Origin of the sequence: Pseudomonas sp. BF-R-26, assembly GCF_019947395.1 — a bacterium.
Classification (GTDB): domain Bacteria; phylum Pseudomonadota; class Gammaproteobacteria; order Pseudomonadales; family Pseudomonadaceae; genus Aquipseudomonas; species Aquipseudomonas farris.
This window is the reverse complement of record NZ_JAGYGK010000001.1, coordinates 262,848-283,668: the sequence shown is the minus strand read 5'-3', so window position 1 is coordinate 283,668 and position 20,821 is coordinate 262,848. Positions and strand designations below refer to the sequence as shown.

The 20,821-nt window shown below is 60.8% G+C and carries 14 protein-coding genes and 1 pseudogene; 6 read left to right on the top strand and 9 right to left on the bottom strand.

Features of this window, described 5'->3' with window-relative positions:
* The first annotated feature begins 173 nt into the window (after positions 1 to 173).
* The 6 genes and pseudogenes from KGB18_RS01285 to KGB18_RS01260 all read left to right on the top strand — a co-directional run.
* Positions 174 to 2,201, top strand: coding sequence for a type VI secretion system tip protein VgrG (locus KGB18_RS01285; RefSeq protein ID WP_223569277.1), 2,028 nt, complete (start codon positions 174 to 176; stop codon positions 2,199 to 2,201).
* A complete protein-coding gene (locus tag KGB18_RS01280) occupies positions 2,198 to 3,046 on the top strand; it encodes a DUF4123 domain-containing protein (protein ID WP_223569276.1) in 849 nt (282 codons plus the stop codon). Before KGB18_RS01285 ends, KGB18_RS01280 begins: the two co-directional genes overlap by 4 nt.
* Positions 3,043 to 3,834, top strand: a complete 792-nt coding sequence (locus tag KGB18_RS01275; RefSeq protein WP_223569275.1) for a hypothetical protein — start codon at positions 3,043 to 3,045, stop codon at positions 3,832 to 3,834. The genes KGB18_RS01280 and KGB18_RS01275 overlap by 4 nt, the downstream gene beginning before the upstream one ends.
* Positions 3,831 to 6,167, top strand: coding sequence for a lipase family protein (locus KGB18_RS01270; RefSeq protein ID WP_223569274.1), 2,337 nt, complete (start codon positions 3,831 to 3,833; stop codon positions 6,165 to 6,167). Before KGB18_RS01275 ends, KGB18_RS01270 begins: the two co-directional genes overlap by 4 nt.
* 271 nt (positions 6,168 to 6,438) lie before the next feature.
* The gene (locus KGB18_RS01265) at positions 6,439 to 6,672 is read left to right on the top strand and encodes a DUF2388 domain-containing protein (protein ID WP_201061188.1); all 234 of its coding nucleotides are present in this window, start codon (positions 6,439 to 6,441) and stop codon (positions 6,670 to 6,672) included.
* Between the two features lie 9 nt (positions 6,673 to 6,681).
* A pseudogene (locus KGB18_RS01260) lies at positions 6,682 to 6,855 on the top strand (contractile injection system protein, VgrG/Pvc8 family); the annotation flags it as partial.
* A 102-nt stretch (positions 6,856 to 6,957) separates the two neighbouring features.
* On the opposite strand, the gene tagQ reads toward KGB18_RS01260, so the two are convergent.
* The 9 genes from tagQ to KGB18_RS01215 all read right to left on the bottom strand — a co-directional run bounded on the left by tagQ (position 6,958) and on the right by KGB18_RS01215 (position 20,819).
* Positions 6,958 to 7,887: a type VI secretion system-associated lipoprotein TagQ gene (gene tagQ / locus KGB18_RS01255; RefSeq protein WP_123720183.1), complete on the bottom strand. Its 930-nt coding sequence runs from the start codon at positions 7,885 to 7,887 to the stop codon at positions 6,958 to 6,960.
* Between the two features lie 84 nt (positions 7,888 to 7,971).
* A complete protein-coding gene (locus tag KGB18_RS01250; RefSeq protein WP_411736809.1) occupies positions 7,972 to 9,699 on the bottom strand; it encodes a formylglycine-generating enzyme family protein in 1,728 nt (575 codons plus the stop codon).
* The gene (locus tag KGB18_RS01245) at positions 9,692 to 10,888 is read right to left on the bottom strand and encodes an ABC transporter permease (RefSeq protein WP_223569273.1); all 1,197 of its coding nucleotides are present in this window, start codon (positions 10,886 to 10,888) and stop codon (positions 9,692 to 9,694) included. The genes KGB18_RS01250 and KGB18_RS01245 overlap by 8 nt, the downstream gene beginning before the upstream one ends.
* Positions 10,888 to 11,604, bottom strand: coding sequence for an ABC transporter ATP-binding protein (locus KGB18_RS01240; protein ID WP_123357181.1), 717 nt, complete (start codon positions 11,602 to 11,604; stop codon positions 10,888 to 10,890). The genes KGB18_RS01245 and KGB18_RS01240 overlap by 1 nt, the downstream gene beginning before the upstream one ends.
* The gene (locus KGB18_RS01235; protein WP_317850968.1) at positions 11,604 to 14,648 is read right to left on the bottom strand and encodes a serine/threonine-protein kinase; all 3,045 of its coding nucleotides are present in this window, start codon (positions 14,646 to 14,648) and stop codon (positions 11,604 to 11,606) included. Before KGB18_RS01235 ends, KGB18_RS01240 begins: the two co-directional genes overlap by 1 nt.
* A complete protein-coding gene (locus KGB18_RS01230) occupies positions 14,645 to 15,376 on the bottom strand; it encodes a PP2C family protein-serine/threonine phosphatase (RefSeq protein ID WP_223569272.1) in 732 nt (243 codons plus the stop codon). Before KGB18_RS01230 ends, KGB18_RS01235 begins: the two co-directional genes overlap by 4 nt.
* Positions 15,377 to 16,027, bottom strand: coding sequence for a type VI secretion system-associated protein TagF (gene tagF, locus KGB18_RS01225; RefSeq protein ID WP_223569271.1), 651 nt, complete (start codon positions 16,025 to 16,027; stop codon positions 15,377 to 15,379).
* Positions 16,024 to 19,524, bottom strand: coding sequence for a type VI secretion system membrane subunit TssM (gene tssM / locus KGB18_RS01220; RefSeq protein ID WP_201061172.1), 3,501 nt, complete (start codon positions 19,522 to 19,524; stop codon positions 16,024 to 16,026). Before tssM ends, tagF begins: the two co-directional genes overlap by 4 nt.
* Positions 19,521 to 20,819 carry a DotU family type VI secretion system protein gene (locus tag KGB18_RS01215; RefSeq protein WP_123720176.1) on the bottom strand — a complete coding sequence of 433 codons (1,299 nt, stop codon included), beginning with the start codon at positions 20,817 to 20,819 and terminating at the stop codon, positions 19,521 to 19,523. Before KGB18_RS01215 ends, tssM begins: the two co-directional genes overlap by 4 nt.
* Positions 20,820 to 20,821: the final 2 nt, after the last annotated feature.

Here is a 20,821-nt window from a genome sequence, read left to right as displayed (position 1 = left end):
AAATGCGGAAAACTCTGACGTACTTTCTGGACGCGTCCGACATTCATTCTTTTGCCCTCTTGTTAGCGTGCTGGACAGTTTGCGTTTGCTCACGCCGGGCATGGCTTGTGCACCGCAATTTGTCTCCTCTTTCGGCTTAAGGACGAGCCACGGAAAAGCAAAAGGATAAGCGTATGTTCGCCCCGGCCAATGCTGCTCACTTCACGTTGTTGATCCCAACGGTTCGCAACGATTTCAAAGTGCTGGCCTTTGACGGCACTGAAGCCATCAGCACCTTGTATTCGATCCAGATTGAGCTGGTTAGCGAATACCCTGATTTCGATCTGGAGAGCTTGCTCAGCCAGCCAGCGTTTCTCCAGTTCGGCCACAATGGTGAAGGCATTCATGGCCGTATCGAAGATGTGCTCATAGGTGAAGCTGGTAGACGCCTGACCCGTTATTACCTGACCTTGGTGCCCGCGCTGCACTACTTGCAGTTCAGCCACAACCAACGGATTTTTCAGTTCCTGACGGTGCCGCAAATCATCGCTCAGGTCTTCAAGGGGCATGGCATTCAGGCCGATGCTTTCACCTTCAACGTCGAAACAAGTCCCGAGCGCGAGTACTGCACTCAATACGCGGAAAATGACTTCGAGTTTGTCCAGCGGCTGTGCGCCGAGGATGGCATCGCCTGGCACCACCAGCATTCCCGGGAAGGCCATCTGCTGGTGTTCACCGACGACCAGACCTGCTTCCCCAAGTTGGACGAAACCCCTTATCAGCAAGACTCCGGCCTGGTGGCGGAGCACCCGGTGGTCAGCCAATTCTCCCTGCGTTTCAGCACCCGTTCCAGTACGACCACCCGCCGACACTACGACCTGAAACGCCCGAATCTTTTGCTGGAAAGTCGCTTCACCGCCGAGTTCACTCCTGAGCTTGAAGACTATCGGTACCCGCTGTTTTTCGAGAGCGAAAAACGCGGTAAACAGCTCGCCCGGCAGACGCTGGAACGGCACCGTACCGATTACCAATTGGCCGAAGGCGAAAGCGACCAGTCGACCCTGCGCAGCGGTCATTTTTTCAGCCTGACGCAACACCCACGCGAAACGTACAACGATCTATGGCTGCTGCTCAGTGTCACTCACGCTGGAAAACAACCCCAGGTGCTTGAAGAGTCGCTCACCAGCGCTGCCGAACCTGCGGACGGCTTTACCCAGGGCTACCGCAACCGCTTCAGCGCGATTCCCTGGGACGTGTTTTATCGGCCACCGATGCCTCCCCGAAAACCTGTGCTGGTCTGCCAGACCGCGCGTGTCACAGGACCGCCCGGAGAAGAAATTTTTTGCGATGAGTACGGCAGGGTTCGTGTCGAGTTTCCTTGGGATCGGGCAGAACTCAACAGTGAAAAAAGCAGTTGCTGGTTAAGGGTTGCATCCAGTTTGGCGGGCGAAGGTTTTGGGACAGTGACCATCCCGCGCGTAGGCATGGAAGTGATCGTGACATTTCAGGAGGGCGATCCGGATCAACCGTTGATCACCGGTTGCGTGGTCAACAAGGTCACGCCTGTCGCTCATCAATTGCCCGAGAATAAGACCAGAACGGTCCTGCGCAGCCAAAGCTCGCCGCGCAATGGCGGCTACAACGAACTGTCGATTGAAGACCGTACCGGGCAGGAAAAAATCTACCTGCGCGCCCAACGCGACATCGAGCAACTGATCCTCAACGACAGCCACAGCTTGATCAGCAACGACCGCTTCGAGCAGGTGGACAACAACAGCACCAGCCTGATCAAGGGCGAGGAACTCCACACCACCGAAGGTGTGCGTAGCACGGTGATTGGCGGTGATGAGCTGATCACTATCAGCGGCAATAGCAGCACGACCTCCGCGGGTTCGCTGGTGATTCAGGCCGGGCAACAGGCGCATGTCACCGCTGCCAACGTGGTGATCGATGCCGGCATGAGCCTGACGCTCAAGGCAGGTGGTCATCACATCGTCATCAACGCCGGCGGGATTTTCAGCAGCGTGGCCATTGTCGAGGGTGGTGCGCCACTGGCGGGTATTCAGCCGCTACAGGCGCTTCAGGCTGTGCCCAGCAATCCGAATCCCGTCATCGCCAGCCCACTGTCTATCGTCACCGGCGCCCGCCAGCAGGCGGCGGACTACTGCCCGCTTTGTGAGGCTTGTCTCGCTGGCCAATGCAGTATTGGGGAAATCGCATGAATACTCTCGAACAATGGCTACACGAGCAATCGCGATCCGGGCGGGATCTCTATCTGATGCTCGACACTGACGATCAGCTCGACGAGCGCATGGCGTTGGCCGAGGAACTGGGAGCCGATCAGTACCGCAATTTGTATGTGGGCACGGCAGCTAATTCAATGGCGCAAGCAGGCCCTGTTCTTTTCCATATTGGCACCGTCAAACATCCGCCCATCCAGGCACTGCTCGACACTCCAGAGCGTCATTGGGGCTGGCTGGCGAGCGCCACCAACTTTGACCTTGATGCGTTGGTCACTCACTGGCGCGACCGGCTGGTAGTCGGTGAGCGGCCGAATCAAGCGGTGTATCGCTTCCACGATAACCGCGTACTGGGGCGTGCCCTGACCTATCTGCAACCTGAGCAGCGTGCCGAATACCTTGGGCCGATCGCCAGCGTCTGTTACTGGCACGCGGAGCAATGGACGGTCACAGACAACCCTGACCCCGGCGAACACCCGCTACCGCTCGAACCGGCGTGGCTGAAAACCCCGACGCCGGAGATTGTCTGCGCGAACGTGCAGTTCGATAACACTCGCCGCTACCTCGTCCGTGAGCACACCGAAGCCTTGGCTGCCCTCGCCACAGAGCTCGATGTGGATGACTGGTTGTGGGGCTTGATTCAATTGGCCCGTTTGTGGGGCTGGCAGCAACCGAAGCAGGTGCATTTTTTGCTGACTCAGTGCTTGAAGGCGCCGGGTTACCTGCCGCCCAAGACATGGCAACCGAAGCCGGAAGAGGACCCCGCGGCGCATTTTGAGCGGGTATATGAGCAAGTGCTTTATTGGCAGGGAAATGCGCCTGTATGAAACGGATCTTTCAAAGCCTGACTCTCGGCAGCTACCTCTCCCTGACAGTGGGTTGTTCCGCGCTCGGCAAGTCGGACAGCTTCACCTTCGTTCCCGATTTTCCGCCTGACTTCAAGTACGAACTGACAGCCAAATACGTGCCCGCCCAAGGGCAAACGTGCACCGTCCCGGGCGGGAAAGGTACTCAGCTTGGATTCAACAAGGTCTACATGGAATACGAAGCGACTTCCGAGATCCCGCTTTACAGAACCGTGAGCGGCTGTCCGCTGGCGTTGAACCGTGTGGAGGTCGAGGTGACAGGCATTTTTGGCCCGGAACGAAGTGATAGAAGCACTGACTATGCCGCAATTGCCGTACGTCCAGAGTTGTTAGAGCGACAAATGGGCACTTTCAACACTGACGGCGCAGGTGAGTTCTTTGGTGAATGCCAGTGGGCTTTTCGCACAGTCGGCCCCAAACGCTACCTGATAAAACTACTTACCTGCAAAAAAATGGATGAACAGGGAAATGTCGCCCGGAGTCGTCCTTTCACGGCGTATACGCTGACTCAGTTACCGGGGAAAACCGTAACGCTGAAGATCAAATTGGCCGAGGAGGAAAAACCAGCCTTTGGTGATACTTGGGTCGAAGTGCCTGATGGCTGGAAACGCTGTATGGGGAAAGGCTTTGAAGATCAGGATGCGTTCTGTTTCGGCAACTACAAAGACTTCAGCACCTTCAGGATGGTGGATGAAAGGATCTGCACCATTTACCCGGGCTGCACGGAAAACAAGGACGAGACCCCATGAGTATTGAGCCTTTGGCTGCCAGTGATGCGCCATTTATGCAAGGCAACATCCACGCCTGCCCTTTGCGTGGCCATTCGACGAGTTTTCAGTTAGTGGATGAATTTGGTGATGGCAAACCCTATGCCGGATTGACCTATGAAGTCATTGATTACGAAGACACTGTCTACACGGGCAAACTGGATGCTTCTGGCTCGGGCAAAGTCGTTGATCATTACTGCGGCCCGGTGACTCTAAAACTCAATCAGTTTTATCAAGGGAAAGAGGAAACATATGCCCGACTAAAGGAGCGGCCGAACTACCCACTCCCCATCACCGAGCTCCAAGTACGCGCCGAAAAAACCCGCTTTGTCGACAAATCAGGCGTACGCACTCTGGCAAATCCAGCGAAGGACCTCGCAGATCCCGATGCCTATTACCAGGTTGAAGTGAGCGAACTGGTCAAGCACGTTGCGCATTTGCCGCCCTTGGCCTCGCGCAGCTCCCCACCCAACACAGTGTTACACACGCTGTTCCGCCAGCCCGCCAAAACCAGGGCTTTGACACTTCGGAATAAAGAGGCCCCTGGTGGTGGAATGGGCGCTGTCATGACCCCAGCAGACATGGGCATGTCCGAACTTGGGTTCGCCCCGCCGCCGCCCAAGCCAAAAGGCATCGCCTTACTGCCGAACAAACATCATGTGCTGGAAGTCCGCCCGATGAGAGCGCTGCGACCAATGTTGTCGACAGGCAACGAGTTTTGCGCACTCAACCTCTATCAACTGGCACTGATGTCGACGTTGAGTTACACCGACTTTGGCCAAGACCCGAATACCCAGCCCGTCGAAACGGATAGTGTGACATTTCCACTGCGGCCCAGCAGTGGCAACTGGTTCGGTCATGCCCTGCCGCAATTTGATGAGTTGTGGAAAGTCGATCCCTCGCAGACGAAGAAGTACTACCCGCTGTATGAAGAGGTGCCTTACTCGAAACGGCTGGAAGTGGTGCCGTTCGACCCGTTGCTCTACCCCGAAGTCAACAATCCAGAGTTGGGTGATAAGCAGGAACACCCGGCCAAGCTGCACTTTCTTGATGATCGCGAACTCAAGGAAAGCTCGGACACACAGGCCTTCATCACCCATCACGACGAGTTGATATTGATCAGTGTCAGGGGAACCAGTGAGATAGGACCCGACGCCTGGCTTGATGCGGATGCCCACCAAGTACCCTTCGAGGAAGGGGATGGCAAAGTGCACAACGGTTTTTATCGGGCAGCGAAGGTGGCCTACACATTTGTTGTGGACTACATGGAAAAATTCTACAGCGGGCAAAAGCTGGTAATCGCCGGGCACAGCCTGGGCGGTGCGGTAGCGCTGTTACTGGCTGAGATGCTGCGACGTAATAAACGGTATCAACCGGACATCGTGCTTTACACCTACGGCGCTCCCCGCGCCGCCGACTCAACCTTTATCGAAGCTGCAAAACCGCTGAACCACCATCGCATCGTCTTCCACAACGACCCCGTACCGAGTGTTCCTTCCACCTGGATGAACACGCCGTCCAACCGCGTTCCGATGTACGCCACCCATGGGGCGGCACTTGCCCTTCACCCGGTGGGTGGTTTGGCGTTTTTTATAGGCGGGATCATGAATTTCCTGGGTGACCCGTATGGGCATCACGGCCAGTTACATCATTTCATGCCGGTGGTATTCGGCGAAGGTCACAGCTCCTCCATCCTCTGGGAACCGGGTTGCAGCACGATCAACGATCATGGTTGCGCTGAAGCACTGCGACAGATTGATGGATTGCCCGAGCGCGACTCATTTCTGCGGCAGGTGATAGATAACGGCCATCACTCGATGGTCGACAGTTACATTCCCGGATGCTGGGCCAGCCTGCGCCGCTGGCAGGAAGCGCTGGAAAAAAGACGCTCACTGGTGACTTTGACGGAATTCCAATGGGTCAGCGACACCCTGACAAACGTCTCAGGACAACTGCGTGCACTCAAAGCGAAAATCGAAAAGCTCTCCCGTGCTCATGCCAACCCCCAGCGAAATGCCCAAGCGATAAGGGATCTTGAAAAAGAAGTCGAACAGATCAACCAAACCAAGACCCGCTTGCTGGCGCTGCACAAGCGGACGATCACCGCGGCTGATGTTTATGGCAGCTACGCCGATCAACCCGAGTGGGTGCAGGGCAGTCTGCTTCGGTGGAACGCTCATCCGGAAAATATCGCCCGGGAACAACTGGCGATGATTCCATCCTCCCCCGAAGACAATGAAGCGGCTATTGCAGCAATCACGGGAGGTTATGTGGTGGGTACGCCGTTCCATTTAGATATTGATTCGATTGTGTAGCCCCTGCCCGAATCAACAAAAGTGCCAACGTTGCCGCCACTTAAACACAAGCACTCTCAATGTTGAGTCGGTGCGGCACGTCGCTTATGGCAGCGCGCTCACGCTTTGGGCGGCCACAGACAGGGAGTTCAACCAGATCATGACTACTCGGCGCAATAAAAAATGGACTCTGGCCTTCGGGAGCTTATGTGGGGCCATGATCATACCCGTAGGTAGCGACTCAGTTCGGGCTGAGCCTACTTATACCCCCTCGTCATTCACTGGATACGGGTTGCTCATCACAACGGTCGGACCGTTTATTACGACAACGAACGACATCAAGGATGGCTTCTCCAAACTCTACATTCAGGCAGTGAAAGACGATGCCGCCGCCTATCTCGCTACCGACGGCGATCTTGATGGACCCATGCTTGAATCTGCATGGCGCGCGCACTTGGAGCAGCACGCTGATCTTCAGCCAAGCAAGAAAGAGTTTGCCCACATGGTATTAGCTTCCTATGGATGAACAACCAAGTTCCTCCAATTCGGGCTTAACGGTGAAGGTATTCATGGCCGAATAGAAAACGTGGTCGCGAGTGAATCTGGAATACGCCTGACCCGTTATCACTTGACCCTGGTGCCTGTGCTGCACTACTTGCAATTCAGTCACGATCATCGGGTTTTCCAGAATCTGACGGTGCCGCAAATCAAGGAGAGTAAATACGATGGCGGCGCATAGCGCCAAGGTGTAGCCAGTACAGATCACTCCCACGCAGAGCGTGGGAATGATCAAAGACCTACAGAAACTTAATCAAGCATTCGGGCAAGGTACCGGTGCCCAGTCACCCAGGTCCGGGTTCTTGCACATGCTGTTGACCTGAGTGTTGCCCGCGCTGGCGACTTGCTTGCTTTCCGCCTGTTTGGCTTGTGCGGTCTGCAGGGTTTTCTCGGTGGTGACCGCTTCTTTCGGCACGGTTGGCAGCACCGGTTTTTTCGCCGGTTTCACCGCTTTTTTGCTCTTGGTCGGCGCCACGACTGGCGTGGTGTCGGCGGTTGCCACAGTGACCACGTCAGTGCGCTGCACGCCTACTTGCTGCAGGTCTTTTTCATAGGCCTGGGTGTAGTTGTTCAGGTCTTCGCTGGCTTTACCGTTAACCGCGACGATCAGGTCGTTGGACTCTTTGAGACCCGCGACGATTTCTGCCAGGCGCTTGCGGCCTTCGGTGTCGTTGACGGTCTTGGCCTTGCGGTCGGCGACCAGTTTGGTGAACGCGTTCTGGTAGCACTGCTGCGAAGTCTTGGCGTACGCGGTGCTGCGGTCGATGTCAGCGGCGCTTTTGTTGACGTCGGAGGCGTAGGACGCGATGCGCTGGTTGTCATCGGCGATCTGCTTCTGGCGCTCGGTGTAGTAACCGGCCGCGCCGCCCGCCAGGGCACCGCCCGCTGCACCGATAGCGGCGTTGCGGCCACGGTTCTCGGAGTCGGTCAGGGCGCCCAGCAGTGCACCACCGACAGCGCCGACGGCCGCGCCGGTGACGACCGACTTAGTCATGTTCGAATCAGTGGCACGCAGGTGCTGCACCGGCTCGTAGCAGTTTGGGTAGTACTCGACCTTGGTGCTCGAGGCGACCTTGGAGGTCGGCGACGTGGCGCAACCGGTCAGTACGGTGCTGAAGCCAACGGCCATCAGCAGCAAGTGACGCTTGGAAAGCGAAGCAAAAGGTTTACGGGAGGAAAGCATAGTTGTGTTCTCTTTTAAGTTTGACCAGCTCAGCACGGCCCACCGCCGCCTGAGTCCCTTCCAAGCTCGCTGTACAACGAACGATCAAGACCGCTGAGCGTTCGATGCGAGCAATTCCTTCAATATCGCCGCCGGGTCGGCTCGTCGTTGCTGACGATAATCACCGACATGGCGAACGAATAACGTTGCGCGCGTGACCAGGCTCTTGCCCAGTACCGGCTTGCGCTCCAACTCTTCCTTGATGCGTTGAAACTGCGCCTGGATCACGGCATCGGTGTAGCGCGTGCCGGTCGCCAGGTTGTCGATGTAGATCGCCACCGCGCCGTCCAGCGCGCTGCGGCCATTGTCGATGGCGGTAGCGAACAACTTGGCGCTGGCCTCGTCCTTGGCGTCCAAGGCCTGCTGGCGACTCTTCTGCAAATTGGTCAGGCGAATGTTGTAGTTGTTGACGGTCTCGGCCACCAGGGCCGCCGACTGGATCAGGTTGCCGGCCGCTTCCTCGCGCTGCTGGGCGATGAGCGAGACGTTGCGCTTGAGCTCTTCGTTGACCAGCCCCAACTCGGCTTGCAGGCGCGGATCGACGCTGGCAGCAATGATGCTGTCCAGGCGTTTGGTCGGGTCCTGGGCGTCGTCGATGGCATCGGTCAGCGAAGCCAGCCGACCTTCTTTCTGCCATTGGGCAAACAGTTCCTTGTAGCGCGAACGTGGTGCCGACAACGCGCCAATCGCCACCCGGAATCCGGTGGTTTCGTTGCTTTGCTCGGTGCCGTCGGCGGCGAACAGCGGGTATTCGCGACGCATCCCGGTGAACAAGGTGCCCTCGCCTTCCAGGTAATTGCCGCCCTTGACCACGAAGCCGCCATAGGTGCCTTGGCGGCGTCCGGCGTGCACGAGCTGGAAGGACTCCTGGACCATCTCGGCAGCGTTGCCGATCACGTCGAACAGGCCGATGGGGTTTGGCAGTTTGGTACCGATCGGCATCAGGCGCGCTGCCTGGCCGGTGCCTCCGGCGACCTGATTGAAGACTGCCCAGTCCGCCAGTGGCCCGTCGCTTTCGCTGCCCTCCAGACGCCGGGGAAACATACGCCCTTCCAGGTCCTGACGGCTAATGGCCTGCCCGCCACGGGCAGCAAATTCCCATTCGACCTCGGTCGGCAAGCGCACAAAACCCAGCCCGCCCTCTTCCGCCGAGGTACCACGACCGCTCACCGGTAGCAGGTCCTTGTGGTATTTCATCAGCCAGGCGCTATACACCGCCGAGAAGCGTTCGGCCTCGAATCGCGACAACTTCACCTTGGGCAAACGCCCGGCCATGCCTTGCGGGGCCTCGGCTTGCAATGCCTCGCAGGCCGGCGCCGGCTCGCCGCTGGCCAACGATTGCGCCTGGGCCATGACCTGGGCGTATTGGCGGGCGGTGACTTCGTATTTGCCGATGAAATAGAGCATCGGTTTGAGCGGGGTCTTGGCGTCCGTCTTGGGCATCAACGGCGTGATGGTCTTGCCCCAATCCTTGGGCAGATCCTTGAGGGTGAACTGGCCGTTGATAAAGTCCCGGCGGTAACCGGAGATGAACGACTGTTGATAACCGGACTCGCCCTCGCTGAATGGATAGCCGAGGCTGATCTCGCGGTCGTCCAGAGTGCCCTGCGCCAGGATGTAGACGTAACGGAACACCATTTGCCCTTCGCACGGTAGCGGCAGGCTGACGTCGTCGGGCAACGGCTTGGGGTTGTCCAGTTTGTCGGTGCTTTCATCGGCCCAGACCATACCGGCCAGACTCAGCGCCATGGCGGCGCCCAATAACTTATACATCTCGGATTCCTTCACACGCCTGGATACGCGCCACTCGCCAGCCACCACAGACTGCCGCCACGGCGCTGACGCCGAGCACTGCCGCCAGGGCCAACGCGTAGTGACGCGCCAGCAGATGGCTGGCGTACTCACCCGGCATCTGCGCAAATAAATGGTTTAAACCCGATTGCGCCAAGCCATACAGCCCGGCACTCAACAGGGCGGCAAGGCCGGCGCTGTACAGCGCCTGCACCACCACAAACAACAGCAACGCCGCCGTGGAAAACCCCAGCAGGCGCAACACCGACAACTCTCGGCGCTTGCGCTCGACCGCCGCCAACGCGCCAGCAAAAATCGCCGCGAACGCTCCCGTCAAGGCCAATCCGGCGATGATCCAGAACACGATCGACAGGTTGCGGCTCAGCGATTGCACCTGGGCGATGGTCTGGGCCTGGGTCGAGACCAGCAGATTCTGTGCAGCGAAGTACTGACGCAGCGGCTCGACATCCTTGAGGCTGCGGGCATACAGGCGAAACGCCGGATACACCCGTTGCTCCGTCACGCCCACCGCATCACCTGGCCAACCGAACGCTGGCACGGCGCGGCCGTCCCGGTAATCTTCAGCCGCTTCAAGTAACGTCAATGACGCGAACAATCCGTCCCGGGCGAAGGCTTCCAGCGGCAGAACGTGCAGCACCTGGACGCGAGTGCGCTGCGCCTCGCCACGACCAGCCACCTGTCGACCGAAACTGGCCTCCAGCCAATCACCGGCCTTGGCCCCGAGTTTTTCGGCGACGGTCTGGCTGAGCAGCACCTGATCCAGCCCTTGGGGCACCGGTAGACTGCCGAGCAAGGGGTCGTTGGCGGCGGTGGGGATCATTTCGACGGTCACCGTCGAAGCACCAGCGGTCAGATCCGCCGTCGCAGCAATCTGCCGGGTGCGCGGCAAGGCGAAAGCCACGTCGCTGCGCCGGCTCAATTGTTCGACAAACGCGGCACTGAACCGACCACCACCCAAGGGAATGATTTCCCGGGTGGCCGGGTCGTTTTCCAAGCGCTCGGTCAAACTGCTGACCAGGCCGAATTTCAAGCCGAACAGCACCAGCAGCGGTGCGACCACCGCCACCAGCGCCAGTACCGAACAGGCCGACAGCCACGCATCGTTGCGGTAATCCTGCCAAGCCAGGGAAGCCACTAGCGCGCTGCGCATCAGCAGGCCTCCCCGAGGATGGCGGTGACACCGCCATCGACGTCGCGATGACAACTGATGCGCCGCACCTGCAAACCACTGGCGCGGGCCAGTGATTCATCGTGGGTGGCAACGACGCAGCACACACCATGTTCGCGGGCCTGGGTCACCAGCAACTGCATCACTCGTTCCGCGTTCAGCGGATCGAGGGCGGCGGTCGGTTCATCGGCCAGCAGCAGATGCGGCCCATGGGCCAGGGCGCGAGCGCAACTCACCCGTTGCCGTTGGCCGACGGACAAATCACCCGGCTTTTTGCCCAGTTGATCGGCGATATCCAACGCCCCGGCCAGACGATCCACGCTGCCGTCGTCTTTCAAGCCGAGCAGTTTGCGCGACAGGTCGATGTTGCCGCGCACGTCCAGAAAATCCAGCAGGCCACCGGTTTGCAGCACGTAGCCCAAGTGCCGGCGGCGCAGGTCCGCCAAGGCACTTTGCGCATCTGCGCGCCACAGCCCGGTAATGTCCGTCCTGGTTTGGCCGGGGGCAAAATCAAACTGCCCGGCCTGATCCGGAGCCAGCACCAGCGCCAGCAAATCGAGCAACGTGCTTTTGCCGCAGCCACTGGGACCGACCACCGCCAACTGTTCACCGGCATGCAGCTGCAGCCGTGGAATCACCAGGCTGTATCGCTGGCTGCCGACGCCCCGGTGTTTGTGCACTGCGTTCATGTTCAGCATCACGGCAGCGTCGACAATGGAACGCGGTACAAGGCATCACCCGGTTCGGCATCGCCGAAACGCACCCAGTTAGCCAGGTCGTTGTGGAAGGTTTCGTAGAGGCGGATCTTCGAATCCAGCTCGTCGATAAAGTCCTCCTGCTCGGCTACGCTCAGCGAAAGCCACAAATCCTGGGTCATGTTTAGCGACTTGCTGCGGTATGGCAGCCCTTCCAGGTACTCACCCAGAACCCCGCCATCGGCCAGGTTGCCACCCTTGCGCAAGGCCGAGGGATCGCGGCTCATATAGGCACTGGCGCTGGCGATTTCCTGGAAGAAATTCTTCGGCGAGGTCTGGGTTTTGCGGGCGGCATCGACGATCAGTTTCAGCGATTGCTGCAAGTCGTTGAGCTGCAACTTGGTCAGCATCACGCACACCTGGAACGCCGGCAGCGCCGGGTTGGTCAGGTCGCGGTCGGCGGTCCAGGCGCTGACCAGTTGCGGCGCCTGGCTGGCGGCTTTACGCCCCAGGAAGTCCATGTGCATCGCGTAACCGACGGCCGCCGATTTGTCAGTCAGGCTCGGCGCGGCGCTCAGCAGCGGCACGGTTTGCGGCTTGTTGCCACGCACCTGATGCACCAGGTCGGCAAACACCGAACCGATCTCGTCCACCCGCTCACCGAACTTGCGCACATCGGCGCCCGGCACCGGAATGTACAGATCGCCGATCTGCGGGTTGGCGTCGGCGGTCAGGGTGCGATATTGGCTTTGCGCACCACCATGGGTTTTCTTGCCGGCATCGCTGAGCAAGTGCAAGGCGTAGATCTTGATCTGCTTGCCCAGCGCGGCTTGGCGCACTTCGGCTTCGTTCATTTGCGTGGCGGCATACGGGTCGTTCTTGCGCAAGGCACCGGCATCGGTGACCAACAGGATCAAGCGCCCGCCATAGCCGGACCAGTCCATGCCCTCGACCGCTTCCATCACACCGGCAAACGCATCTTCGTTGAACGAATGGCTGGAGACCTTGGACGCCTTGACCTGACGCGCCAGGTCCATGAAGCGCTGCGGGTCGCGGCCCTGTTCCAGGGTGATCAAGGTTTTGGCGACGTATTCCAGACCCGGGGTTTTCTGGGTGCTGCTTCGAAACCCCACCAGGCCGAAGCTGACACTGTCCTGCTCGCCCCGCTCGGCGATGCGGGTTTGCAGTTGATGTACTACGTCGCGGACCTGATCGATGTAGGGCTGCATGGACACGGTGGTGTCAACGACCAACACCACGGCGGTGCGGAACGCGTCGGCATTAGCGGTAGTGATTGGCGTGTTGTTGGCAGCGGCCTTCGGCGCATCACCGGGGTCGATGGACGCCACGTTCAGCAACTGCACCGACTGGCCGTTCTCATCGAAGCTCTCGCGCGAATCGAAAATCGGCAACAGGTAAAACTGATTCTGCGGCACCGCACTGGCGGCCGGTTCCAGGGCCAGGACCTGCTGGTTGTCTTCGCGATTCTGCTGGGCCTTGAGCAGGAGGTTTTTTGCCGTCGACGGATCTGCCAGCAGCTTCTCCACGTCACCGGGCTGACGCAGGAACATCACCGGCGCACGGCCGGAGCGTTCGGTGAACTTAAGTACCAGGCTTTGCTTCCAGTCGCTGACTTGCGGGGCCGGCAACCAGCCGTCACTGCGCCCGTCGGTGGCGGCGCCGACACGCAGCCACGGGCTGCCATCAACCTCTTTGCGCTGATAGACGTAAAGCACCGAGAACGCCGGCAAGGCCTTGTCGGGTGTGGCCCCCGGGTCGCTGGCGAGTTTCGCCCCCGGCTTGCTGAGTACTCGCTGGAACAAGGTTTTTTTGCCGGCCATCAGCAGCGGACGCTGACCGCCATCGACCTCCGTTGCCACGGGGGGCTTTACGGGTGGCGCCACAGTCGGCGGCGCACTGGCCGGCGGTGCTGAAACCACCGGCACCTTGGCGTCGGCGTCGACGTCACCGGACAGCCACCAATAACCCGCGCCGCCCAAGGCCAGCGCCACGGCTACCGCGACGACGGCGAGTGCAAACACCGGCCCCTTTCGCTGTTCCGAGACCGTGGACGACGGTGTCGGCTTCACAGTCGGCGGAACAGGATTGGGCCGAGGTTGTGGCTGAGCGGGGCCGGTCGGTATATCGATGGACACCGGCGTCAGTCCCGCCAGGTCATTGCTCACCGCAATCGGCGATACCGGAATTGGCAATGGCCGGATGGTGGTCGCTTCAACCGATTCCCGAGGCAGATTATCCAGCGCCTGCAACAGCGCCGCTGCATCCGGGAAACGGTCGGCCGGATCCTTGGCCAACAGCTTGCGCAGCACTTCTTGATAGCGACCGTGGTGCACTGGCAGCTCCGGCAACGGTTCTGTCAAATGCGCCAGGGCCGTGGAGAGTGCGTCGTTGCCGGTATACGGCAGTTTGCCGACGAGGATTTCGTAGAGCACCACGCCCAAGGCATAAAGATCGGCCCGGCCATCAATATCCTGGCCGCGCGCCTGTTCCGGGCTCATGTAGCTGGGAGTACCGACGGCGAAACCGGCCTGGGTGAACTGGGTGCGGTCATCCATGGACTTGGCGATGCCGAAGTCTGAGAGCACTGCCGTGCCATCGGCACGGAACAAAATGTTCGCCGGTTTGACGTCGCGATGAACCAGCCCCAGCCCATGGGCATAGCCCAGGGCCGAGGCGATCTGACGGATATAGATCAGGCCCTGCTCCGGCGTCAGGCCGGCGGCGATGCGCTCCTTGAGCGTGCCGTTGGGCAGGAATTCCATGGCCATGTAATACAGCTCACCGACATGGCCGATGTCATGGATGGTGACCGTATGCGGGTGAGACAGGCGCGCCAGGGTTTTACCTTCGCGCAGGAAACGCTCGCAGAAACTCGGGTCCGCCGCCAGTGCGGCAGCCATGACCTTCAGCGCCACCTTGCGCTCCAGCGAGCGCTGGGTCGCCAGGTAAACGTTGGCCATGGCGCCTTCGCCGATCTCGCCGTCTATGTCATAGCCGGGGATCAGAATGTGCAGGGCGGAATTCATGACGGCACCTTCACGACAATCACGGTGATGTTGTCCGGAGCGCCGCGCATCAGGCCCAGGGACACCAGGCTGCTCGCGATTTCACCGGGCTCGTCGTGACTCAGCACCTCGCGGATCTCATGATCTTCAACCGTTTTGGTCAGCCCGTCGCTGCACAACAGGTAACTGTCGCCGGGCATCAACAGCAGCTCGACTATCGCCAGGTTCAGTTGCGCCTCGACCCCGATGGCGCGGGTGACAATATTGGACCGTGGATGCACCCGGGCTTCAGCTTCGCTGAGCAGGCCGCTGTCCTGCAGATCCTGAACGTAACTGTGGTCCCGCGAGATGCTTTCGAGCAGACCGTCACGCAGGCGATACAAGCGGCTGTCACCCGCCCACAGGCACACCCCGCGCAAGCCGCGCGCCGCCAGCACCACCACAGTGCTGCCCATCATGGTCACGCCGCGGTTGGCGGTTTCTTCACGCACGGCGGCGTTGACCCGCAGCAGGTCGGTTTTCAGCGCCGCGACGTATTCATCCAGCGAACGGCCCACGGCAATGCTACGCAGACTGTCGACGATCAGACTGCTGACGTAATCGCCCGCCGCATGCCCGCCCATGCCATCGGCGACCACCCACAGGCCGTTTTCCGGCTGATCCAGGCAAGCATCTTCGTTAACCTGGCGGACCATACCGACATGGCTCTTGCTTGCAGACTTGAACGTCTTTCCAACGCTTGGACACATCTACACAACACCTTCTTGGCCGAGCAAAAATTGCGCAAAATCAGCGGCCGCCGGCAAGCCCTGGCACCGCAATAAAGCTGGAGCGATACGCTCCGAACCCTGGCCCCACCACAGGCTTGCGCCTTCGCAGGCCAGTTCGGCAAGCACGGTCATTCGCGCCTTCGGGTCGGTGGCATCAAAGCGATGCAGGCCGGCAAAACGGCTGCTTGGAGCGCGTGGCAGGTACGCCGGGCCGCCCAGCATTTCCAGCCCTGCACCGAAGGCTTCGAAGCTCGCCTCCACGCTCAACGTGCTCAACAGCAATTGCTCAACTTGCTCAAACCAGGCATCCGCGCCGCCCACCACCGACGCCGGATCAGCGTCGTGATCCAGCAGCACCGCGACGGTCAGCGGAAAATACCGGCCAACCCGATCGATGCTCGGCATCACCACCCCAACGGCGGCCTGTGGCCCACATACACCGGGCCCGAGCATAAAACGCCACAGCGGACTGACCAGATAGGCATCCAGCCAACGGTCCCCGAGGCTCTGGCTGGCAAGCAGGCCCGCCGCCAGCCACGAATCCCAGGGGCCGATAAAACTCTGCGGCAAGCCACGACTGACAAAGTCCCCGCGACTGGCCAGCTTTCCATAGAAGCCCGGCGTGCTCATAAACGCTCCGGCAGGCTGAAACCACTGAGCACACGGCTCTTGAACGGGTTGAAGGCGCTGTTGGCCCGCAGCTCATAAGAGACGCTGGCGCCATCGACCCGCAGCCGCAGATTGAAACGATCCGGCGAGTTGCCAGCAGTCAGGTCCGACTGCTCCAGCAGACGGAACCAGGCCCAAGGCCCGTCCAAAGTGATGCCTGAACGACCGCTGGCTGAAGGCGGCATGATCGAGATCCGCACCACACCGATGCTGCCGGGGTTGGGCCATTGCATGGAGGTGGGACGGCTCGGACCGTGGTCATAGCTCAATTGCTGGCCATCGAGGTCGAGCAAGAACTGGGTGATGGTGGCGTCCATCGCCACTGGTTTGAGTTCGAAGCGCACCATCGGCTGGGTGCCGCCGGAACGGAAAAACGCATCCCGGATGGTCGCTGCCCGCTGGAAGGTTTGCAGCACGCCCGGGGCGATGCCGAGCTTCTGTGCGGCGCCCGGTTGCCAGCGCCAGGCCTGGGTCGAGGTATCCACGTACGGCTGCAGGTATTTGCGGAAGTAGTTGTCCATCACCCCGCCCACGCCGAAGAACTGGCCGAAGTCGTCCAGGGTCGCGTCTCGCGCACTGCCCGGCGACATCGGGTAACGCCCGGCCAGGGACTGGCGATAGATGTTCACCACTTCGCTGGTCCAGGCCGCGTTCAGTTGATTGCGCACCCCGCCCATCATGCTGTTGGTGGTGGAGTTGACCACCGACTTGACCAGGCCCTGCACCAGCGGCGGCTGACGTTCGGCGTTGAGGCTGACCCGTGTCGCGGCCGCTGCGGCCTGGTTCTTGGCTTCGCCGAGCAAGGCGTCGCCGCTGGCGCCGACCATGGCGCTGACCTGCACATACAGGGCGTTCATGTCGGCCAGCAGGCCGTCGATGGCCGCCGGCTCGCCTTCGTTTTTGCTGACGATGCTGTTGAGTTCGGCAAAATGCGCGGTGATTGGATCTTCACTGGCATCCGGTGTGTTTTGCGTCGCCTGCTCCTGGCCGAGCAAGCTGCCCAAGCGCTCCTTAAGCTTGTCGACCCCACCCTCCACCGGCGCGCCCTTGGCGGCCAGCAGGCGTTCTTCCTGCTGCAGGTCGGTTTCCTTCGCCACTGCTACCAGCAGTTTTTTCAACGGCGAGGTCGGGCCGGAAATCACCCGCAACACATCGGCGGCCTGGGCCACGCTGGTGATCGGCACGAAGTCGATATCAGCCAGCAAGGCGTCCCACTGGCGCTGGTAATCCTGGAAATACAGGCGGCGAACGTCGGCGGCCAGGCTGACGACGTTCTGTTGTTCTGCCTGGTCGCGACCGAGCACCCACTGCTCCTCGGCCAGGGTGCCGGTCTGGTTCAGACTGGTCAGCAAAAAACCTTGGCGGTAACCCTTGGCCGTGAAGAAGCCGCTCAAGGGTTCGCCCAGCGGCTTACCGCTCTTGCGGCTGAACACCAGCGCGGCATCACGCCCGGCCGCTTCGTTGATACGAAAGTCCGGGATGCCGTCCGGCAGTTTCTGCCGCTTGACCCGGTCATAGACGCGCTGGGCCACTGGCAGCTGCTGCAACTGCCGACGCAGATCGTCGATCAGGCGCGGGTCCAGACGTGCGGTGGGCGGATGGCGCTCGAACAGTGCCTGCAAGTGCTCCTCCAGGGCCAGGCGCTGCTCGGCCGGCAAGTCGCGCGGCAGGCTGCGATCCCAGTCCAGGGCGATCCACGCCTTGATGAAGTCGGCATCGTAATGCTCGCTGTCGGCGAGCATCAGGTAGGCCTTCAAGCCTTCGTAAAGGAAGTCCGAATTGCCGCCGCCGTGCAGTTGCTCTTCGATGCGCGTGAGCAAGCGTGGCGCGAAGACTGCGATCAACAGCTTGCGATAGACGCTGCCAGACTCGGCTTCAAGCATGTTGCCCTGATACAGGCCCAGGCCTTCGGCCCAGCTCGGCGCGTCGTCGGCCAAGTGCTTTACCGCGTTGAGCAAGGGCATCACCGCGAGCACGTCCCGTTGTGCCGGGCTGAGGTTCTGCACGGCCTGGCCCAGGGGCGCGACTTTCTGATCGACTTGCGCGATATACGCCTGGTTGGCGCGGTAACTGACCCACCACAAGGTCCCGACCACCAGCACCAGGGCCACGGTCGAGGCCAGTACGCCCCGGGCGATCCACTTGCGCCGACGTTCGACTTTCGGGTTGACCCCCACCAGCCCACGCTCGGCAAAGGCCACGGCGCTGAAGAGTTTTTCGATGAAGTAACTGCGCCCGGTGCCGTTCTGGCGCGCCAGGTGCTGGCGGTCCAGGTTCATGCTCTGGGCCATGGAACCGATCAGCCGGTCAATCGGGCTGCCTTCCTGGGTGCCGCTGGTGAAATACACCCCGCGCAACAGCACCCGCTCTTCAAAGGCGTTGGGTTTGAATACGCCCTCAAGGAAGCTTTGCAGGCAATCCTTCAACGCGCCGAACTGTTGCGGGAAGCCGTAGATCAGATCGCGCCGCGCCGGGTCGCGTTCCTGTTGCAAACGCTCCACCAAACGATCGTTGAGGCGCTGTTCCAGGCCGGTGAATTCGCTTTGCAGATGGGCCAGTGGGCTGTCATTGTTTTTGCCGTCGTCCAGGGCAAAGGTCATACCCCAGACCTGGGCCCGTTCTTCCTTGCTCAGGGTATCGAAATACTCCATGAACCCTGGCACCAGATCGAGCTTGGTCAGCATCAGGTAGATCGGAAAGCGCACCCCGAGTTGCGTGTACAGCTCCTGGATCCGCAGGCGGATCGCGGCGGCATGGGCAGCGCGCTCGGCGTCGCTGCCCAGCAGCAGGTCGGACAGGCTGATGGCGATGAACGCACCGTCAATCGGGCGACGGGCCCGTTGCTTTTTCAGCAGGCCAAGAAAGCCCAGCCACGCGGCTTTATCAACGGTCGCGTCGCTGTCCTGGGTGGTGTAGCGTCCGGCGGTGTCAAGCAGCACCGCCTGGTCGGTAAACCACCAATCGCAATTGCGCGTACCGCCAACCCCGCGCACGGCCCCGGCGCCGAGCTGCGCGGCCAGGGGAAAGTGCAGCCCAGAATTGACCAGCGCGGTGGTCTTGCCCGAACCCGGCGGGCCGATGATCACGTACCACGGCAGTTCGTAGAGGTTGCGTCGCTCGTCGCCACCCAGCTTGGCTTTCTTGAGCAGCGCCAAGGCTTCGTCCATGCGCTGGCGCAGGGTTTCGAGTTCCTCGGCGGTGGCGATACTGGTGGGGTCCGGCGGGGTTTGCGCCGCCAGGCTGCGCATCACTTCGGCGGCCTTGCGGCGGGCCTGGATGATGAGGAACGCCCGGTAGGCGGTCCACACCGCGAACACCAGAATGATCAGCGCCCAGCGCCGGCCTTCGGGCACCAGAAATTCCCACAGCGGCCCAACGAACCAGATGATCAGGCTCAGGGCGATCAGGCCCAGCACCGGGATGATCCAGCGGATGATAAAACTGAAAAACGCCTTCACTCGACCCCCTCCGCCAACACTGTGATTTCGACCCGACGATTGCGTGCGCGGCCCTCTGTTGTTGCGTTCGAGGCCAACGGTTCGGTGTCGCTGCGGCCTTCGGCGCTGAAGCGTTCGGGCTGGCCGGTTTTGGCCGAAAGGATTTGCAGCACCGAATTGGCACGCGCCTCGGACAAGGCCCAATTCGATGGAAACCGCAAGGTGGCAATCGGGCGATTGTCACTGTGGCCGGTCACCCGGACCTGGCCCTTGACCTTGCGAATGGCATCGGCGATGCGCAGCATCAGCGGCTGGAAATTGTCGACGATACTGGCGCTGCCCGAGGCGAACAGCTCATCGCCACGGATGGTCACCACTGAACGGTCAACGGCATCTTCCACCGCTACCCGACCGGCCTTGATTTCATCGGCGAGGAAGCCCGCCAGGCGGGGACGCTCGATCAGTTTCGGTTGCACCACCGGACGGTCGATGGCCTGCACCGGGATCTCGCCCAGCGCATGGATATTTTTAAACACCGGCTCGGCATCGGCGGCCAGTTTCAATCGCAGGCCGAACAGCAGTGCCAGCAGCAACGCCACGCCGATGGCCACGGCGATCCAAGGCGGCATGAATTGCGCCAGCCGGTCGCGGGCCACGGTGACGCCGCGCCAATGGGGCGACAGTTCACGCTCATAATCGCCACGGGCGCTACGGATGACCGCACTGGTGCGTTCTCGCAAGGCTTCCAGTTGGCTGCGACCGTCGTTCACGACCCGATAACGCCCTTCGAAACCCAGGCACATGCACAGGTACAACAGTTCCAGCAGATACAAACGTTCGCGGGGGCTTTGCAGGCAATGTTCCAACAGCTGGAACACCTTCTCGCCGCCCCAGGCTTCGTTGTGCACAGTGATCAGCAGGCTCTGTTTGCCCCAGTCGCTGGCACCACCCCACGGCGTACTCAACACCGCTTCATCCAGGGCGGTGCACAAGGCGTAGCGGGCCAGCAACACATCGTTGCGCACCACGCCGGCAGCCTCGGCGCGTTCCTCGAACTGGCGCAGGTAGGCCAGCAATTGCGCCCGCAGGCTCGCCGGCGCCGGGTGAGCAATGGTGTTGCGCAAGCGGGTCAGCAAAGCCAGCAACGGGCCAGCGGCGCTTTCCAGGGGGTTGAGACCTTCGGCCGTGCCGATCAAAAGCGGCGCGGCCGGCATCGAAAGTGGCGCGGCCTGGGCGCGACCAGCCTCCGGGCGGACCGGGTCGGCGCCACGGCCACCGGGTGTCGGCATGAATTGGGTACGATCATCGTTGCTCATTG

Bases quoted from the DNA above. Each gene is read 5' to 3' on its own strand.
- KGB18_RS01285 (WP_223569277.1), top strand. From the start codon at position 174: ATGTTCGCCCCGGCCAATGCTGCTCACTTCACGTTGTTGATCCCAACG.
- KGB18_RS01280 (WP_223569276.1), top strand. From the start codon at position 2,198: ATGAATACTCTCGAACAATGGCTACACGAGCAATCGCGATCCGGGCGG.
- KGB18_RS01275 (WP_223569275.1), top strand. From the start codon at position 3,043: ATGAAACGGATCTTTCAAAGCCTGACTCTCGGCAGCTACCTCTCCCTG.
- KGB18_RS01270 (WP_223569274.1), top strand. From the start codon at position 3,831: ATGAGTATTGAGCCTTTGGCTGCCAGTGATGCGCCATTTATGCAAGGC.
- tagQ (WP_123720183.1), bottom strand. From the start codon at position 7,887: ATGCTTTCCTCCCGTAAACCTTTTGCTTCGCTTTCCAAGCGTCACTTG.
- KGB18_RS01250 (WP_411736809.1), bottom strand. From the start codon at position 9,699: ATGTATAAGTTATTGGGCGCCGCCATGGCGCTGAGTCTGGCCGGTATG.
- KGB18_RS01245 (WP_223569273.1), bottom strand. From the start codon at position 10,888: ATGCGCAGCGCGCTAGTGGCTTCCCTGGCTTGGCAGGATTACCGCAAC.
- KGB18_RS01240 (WP_123357181.1), bottom strand. From the start codon at position 11,604: ATGCTGAACATGAACGCAGTGCACAAACACCGGGGCGTCGGCAGCCAG.
- KGB18_RS01235 (WP_317850968.1), bottom strand. From the start codon at position 14,648: ATGAATTCCGCCCTGCACATTCTGATCCCCGGCTATGACATAGACGGC.
- KGB18_RS01230 (WP_223569272.1), bottom strand. From the start codon at position 15,376: ATGTGTCCAAGCGTTGGAAAGACGTTCAAGTCTGCAAGCAAGAGCCAT.
- tagF (WP_223569271.1), bottom strand. From the start codon at position 16,027: ATGAGCACGCCGGGCTTCTATGGAAAGCTGGCCAGTCGCGGGGACTTT.
- KGB18_RS01215 (WP_123720176.1), bottom strand. From the start codon at position 20,819: ATGAGCAACGATGATCGTACCCAATTCATGCCGACACCCGGTGGCCGT.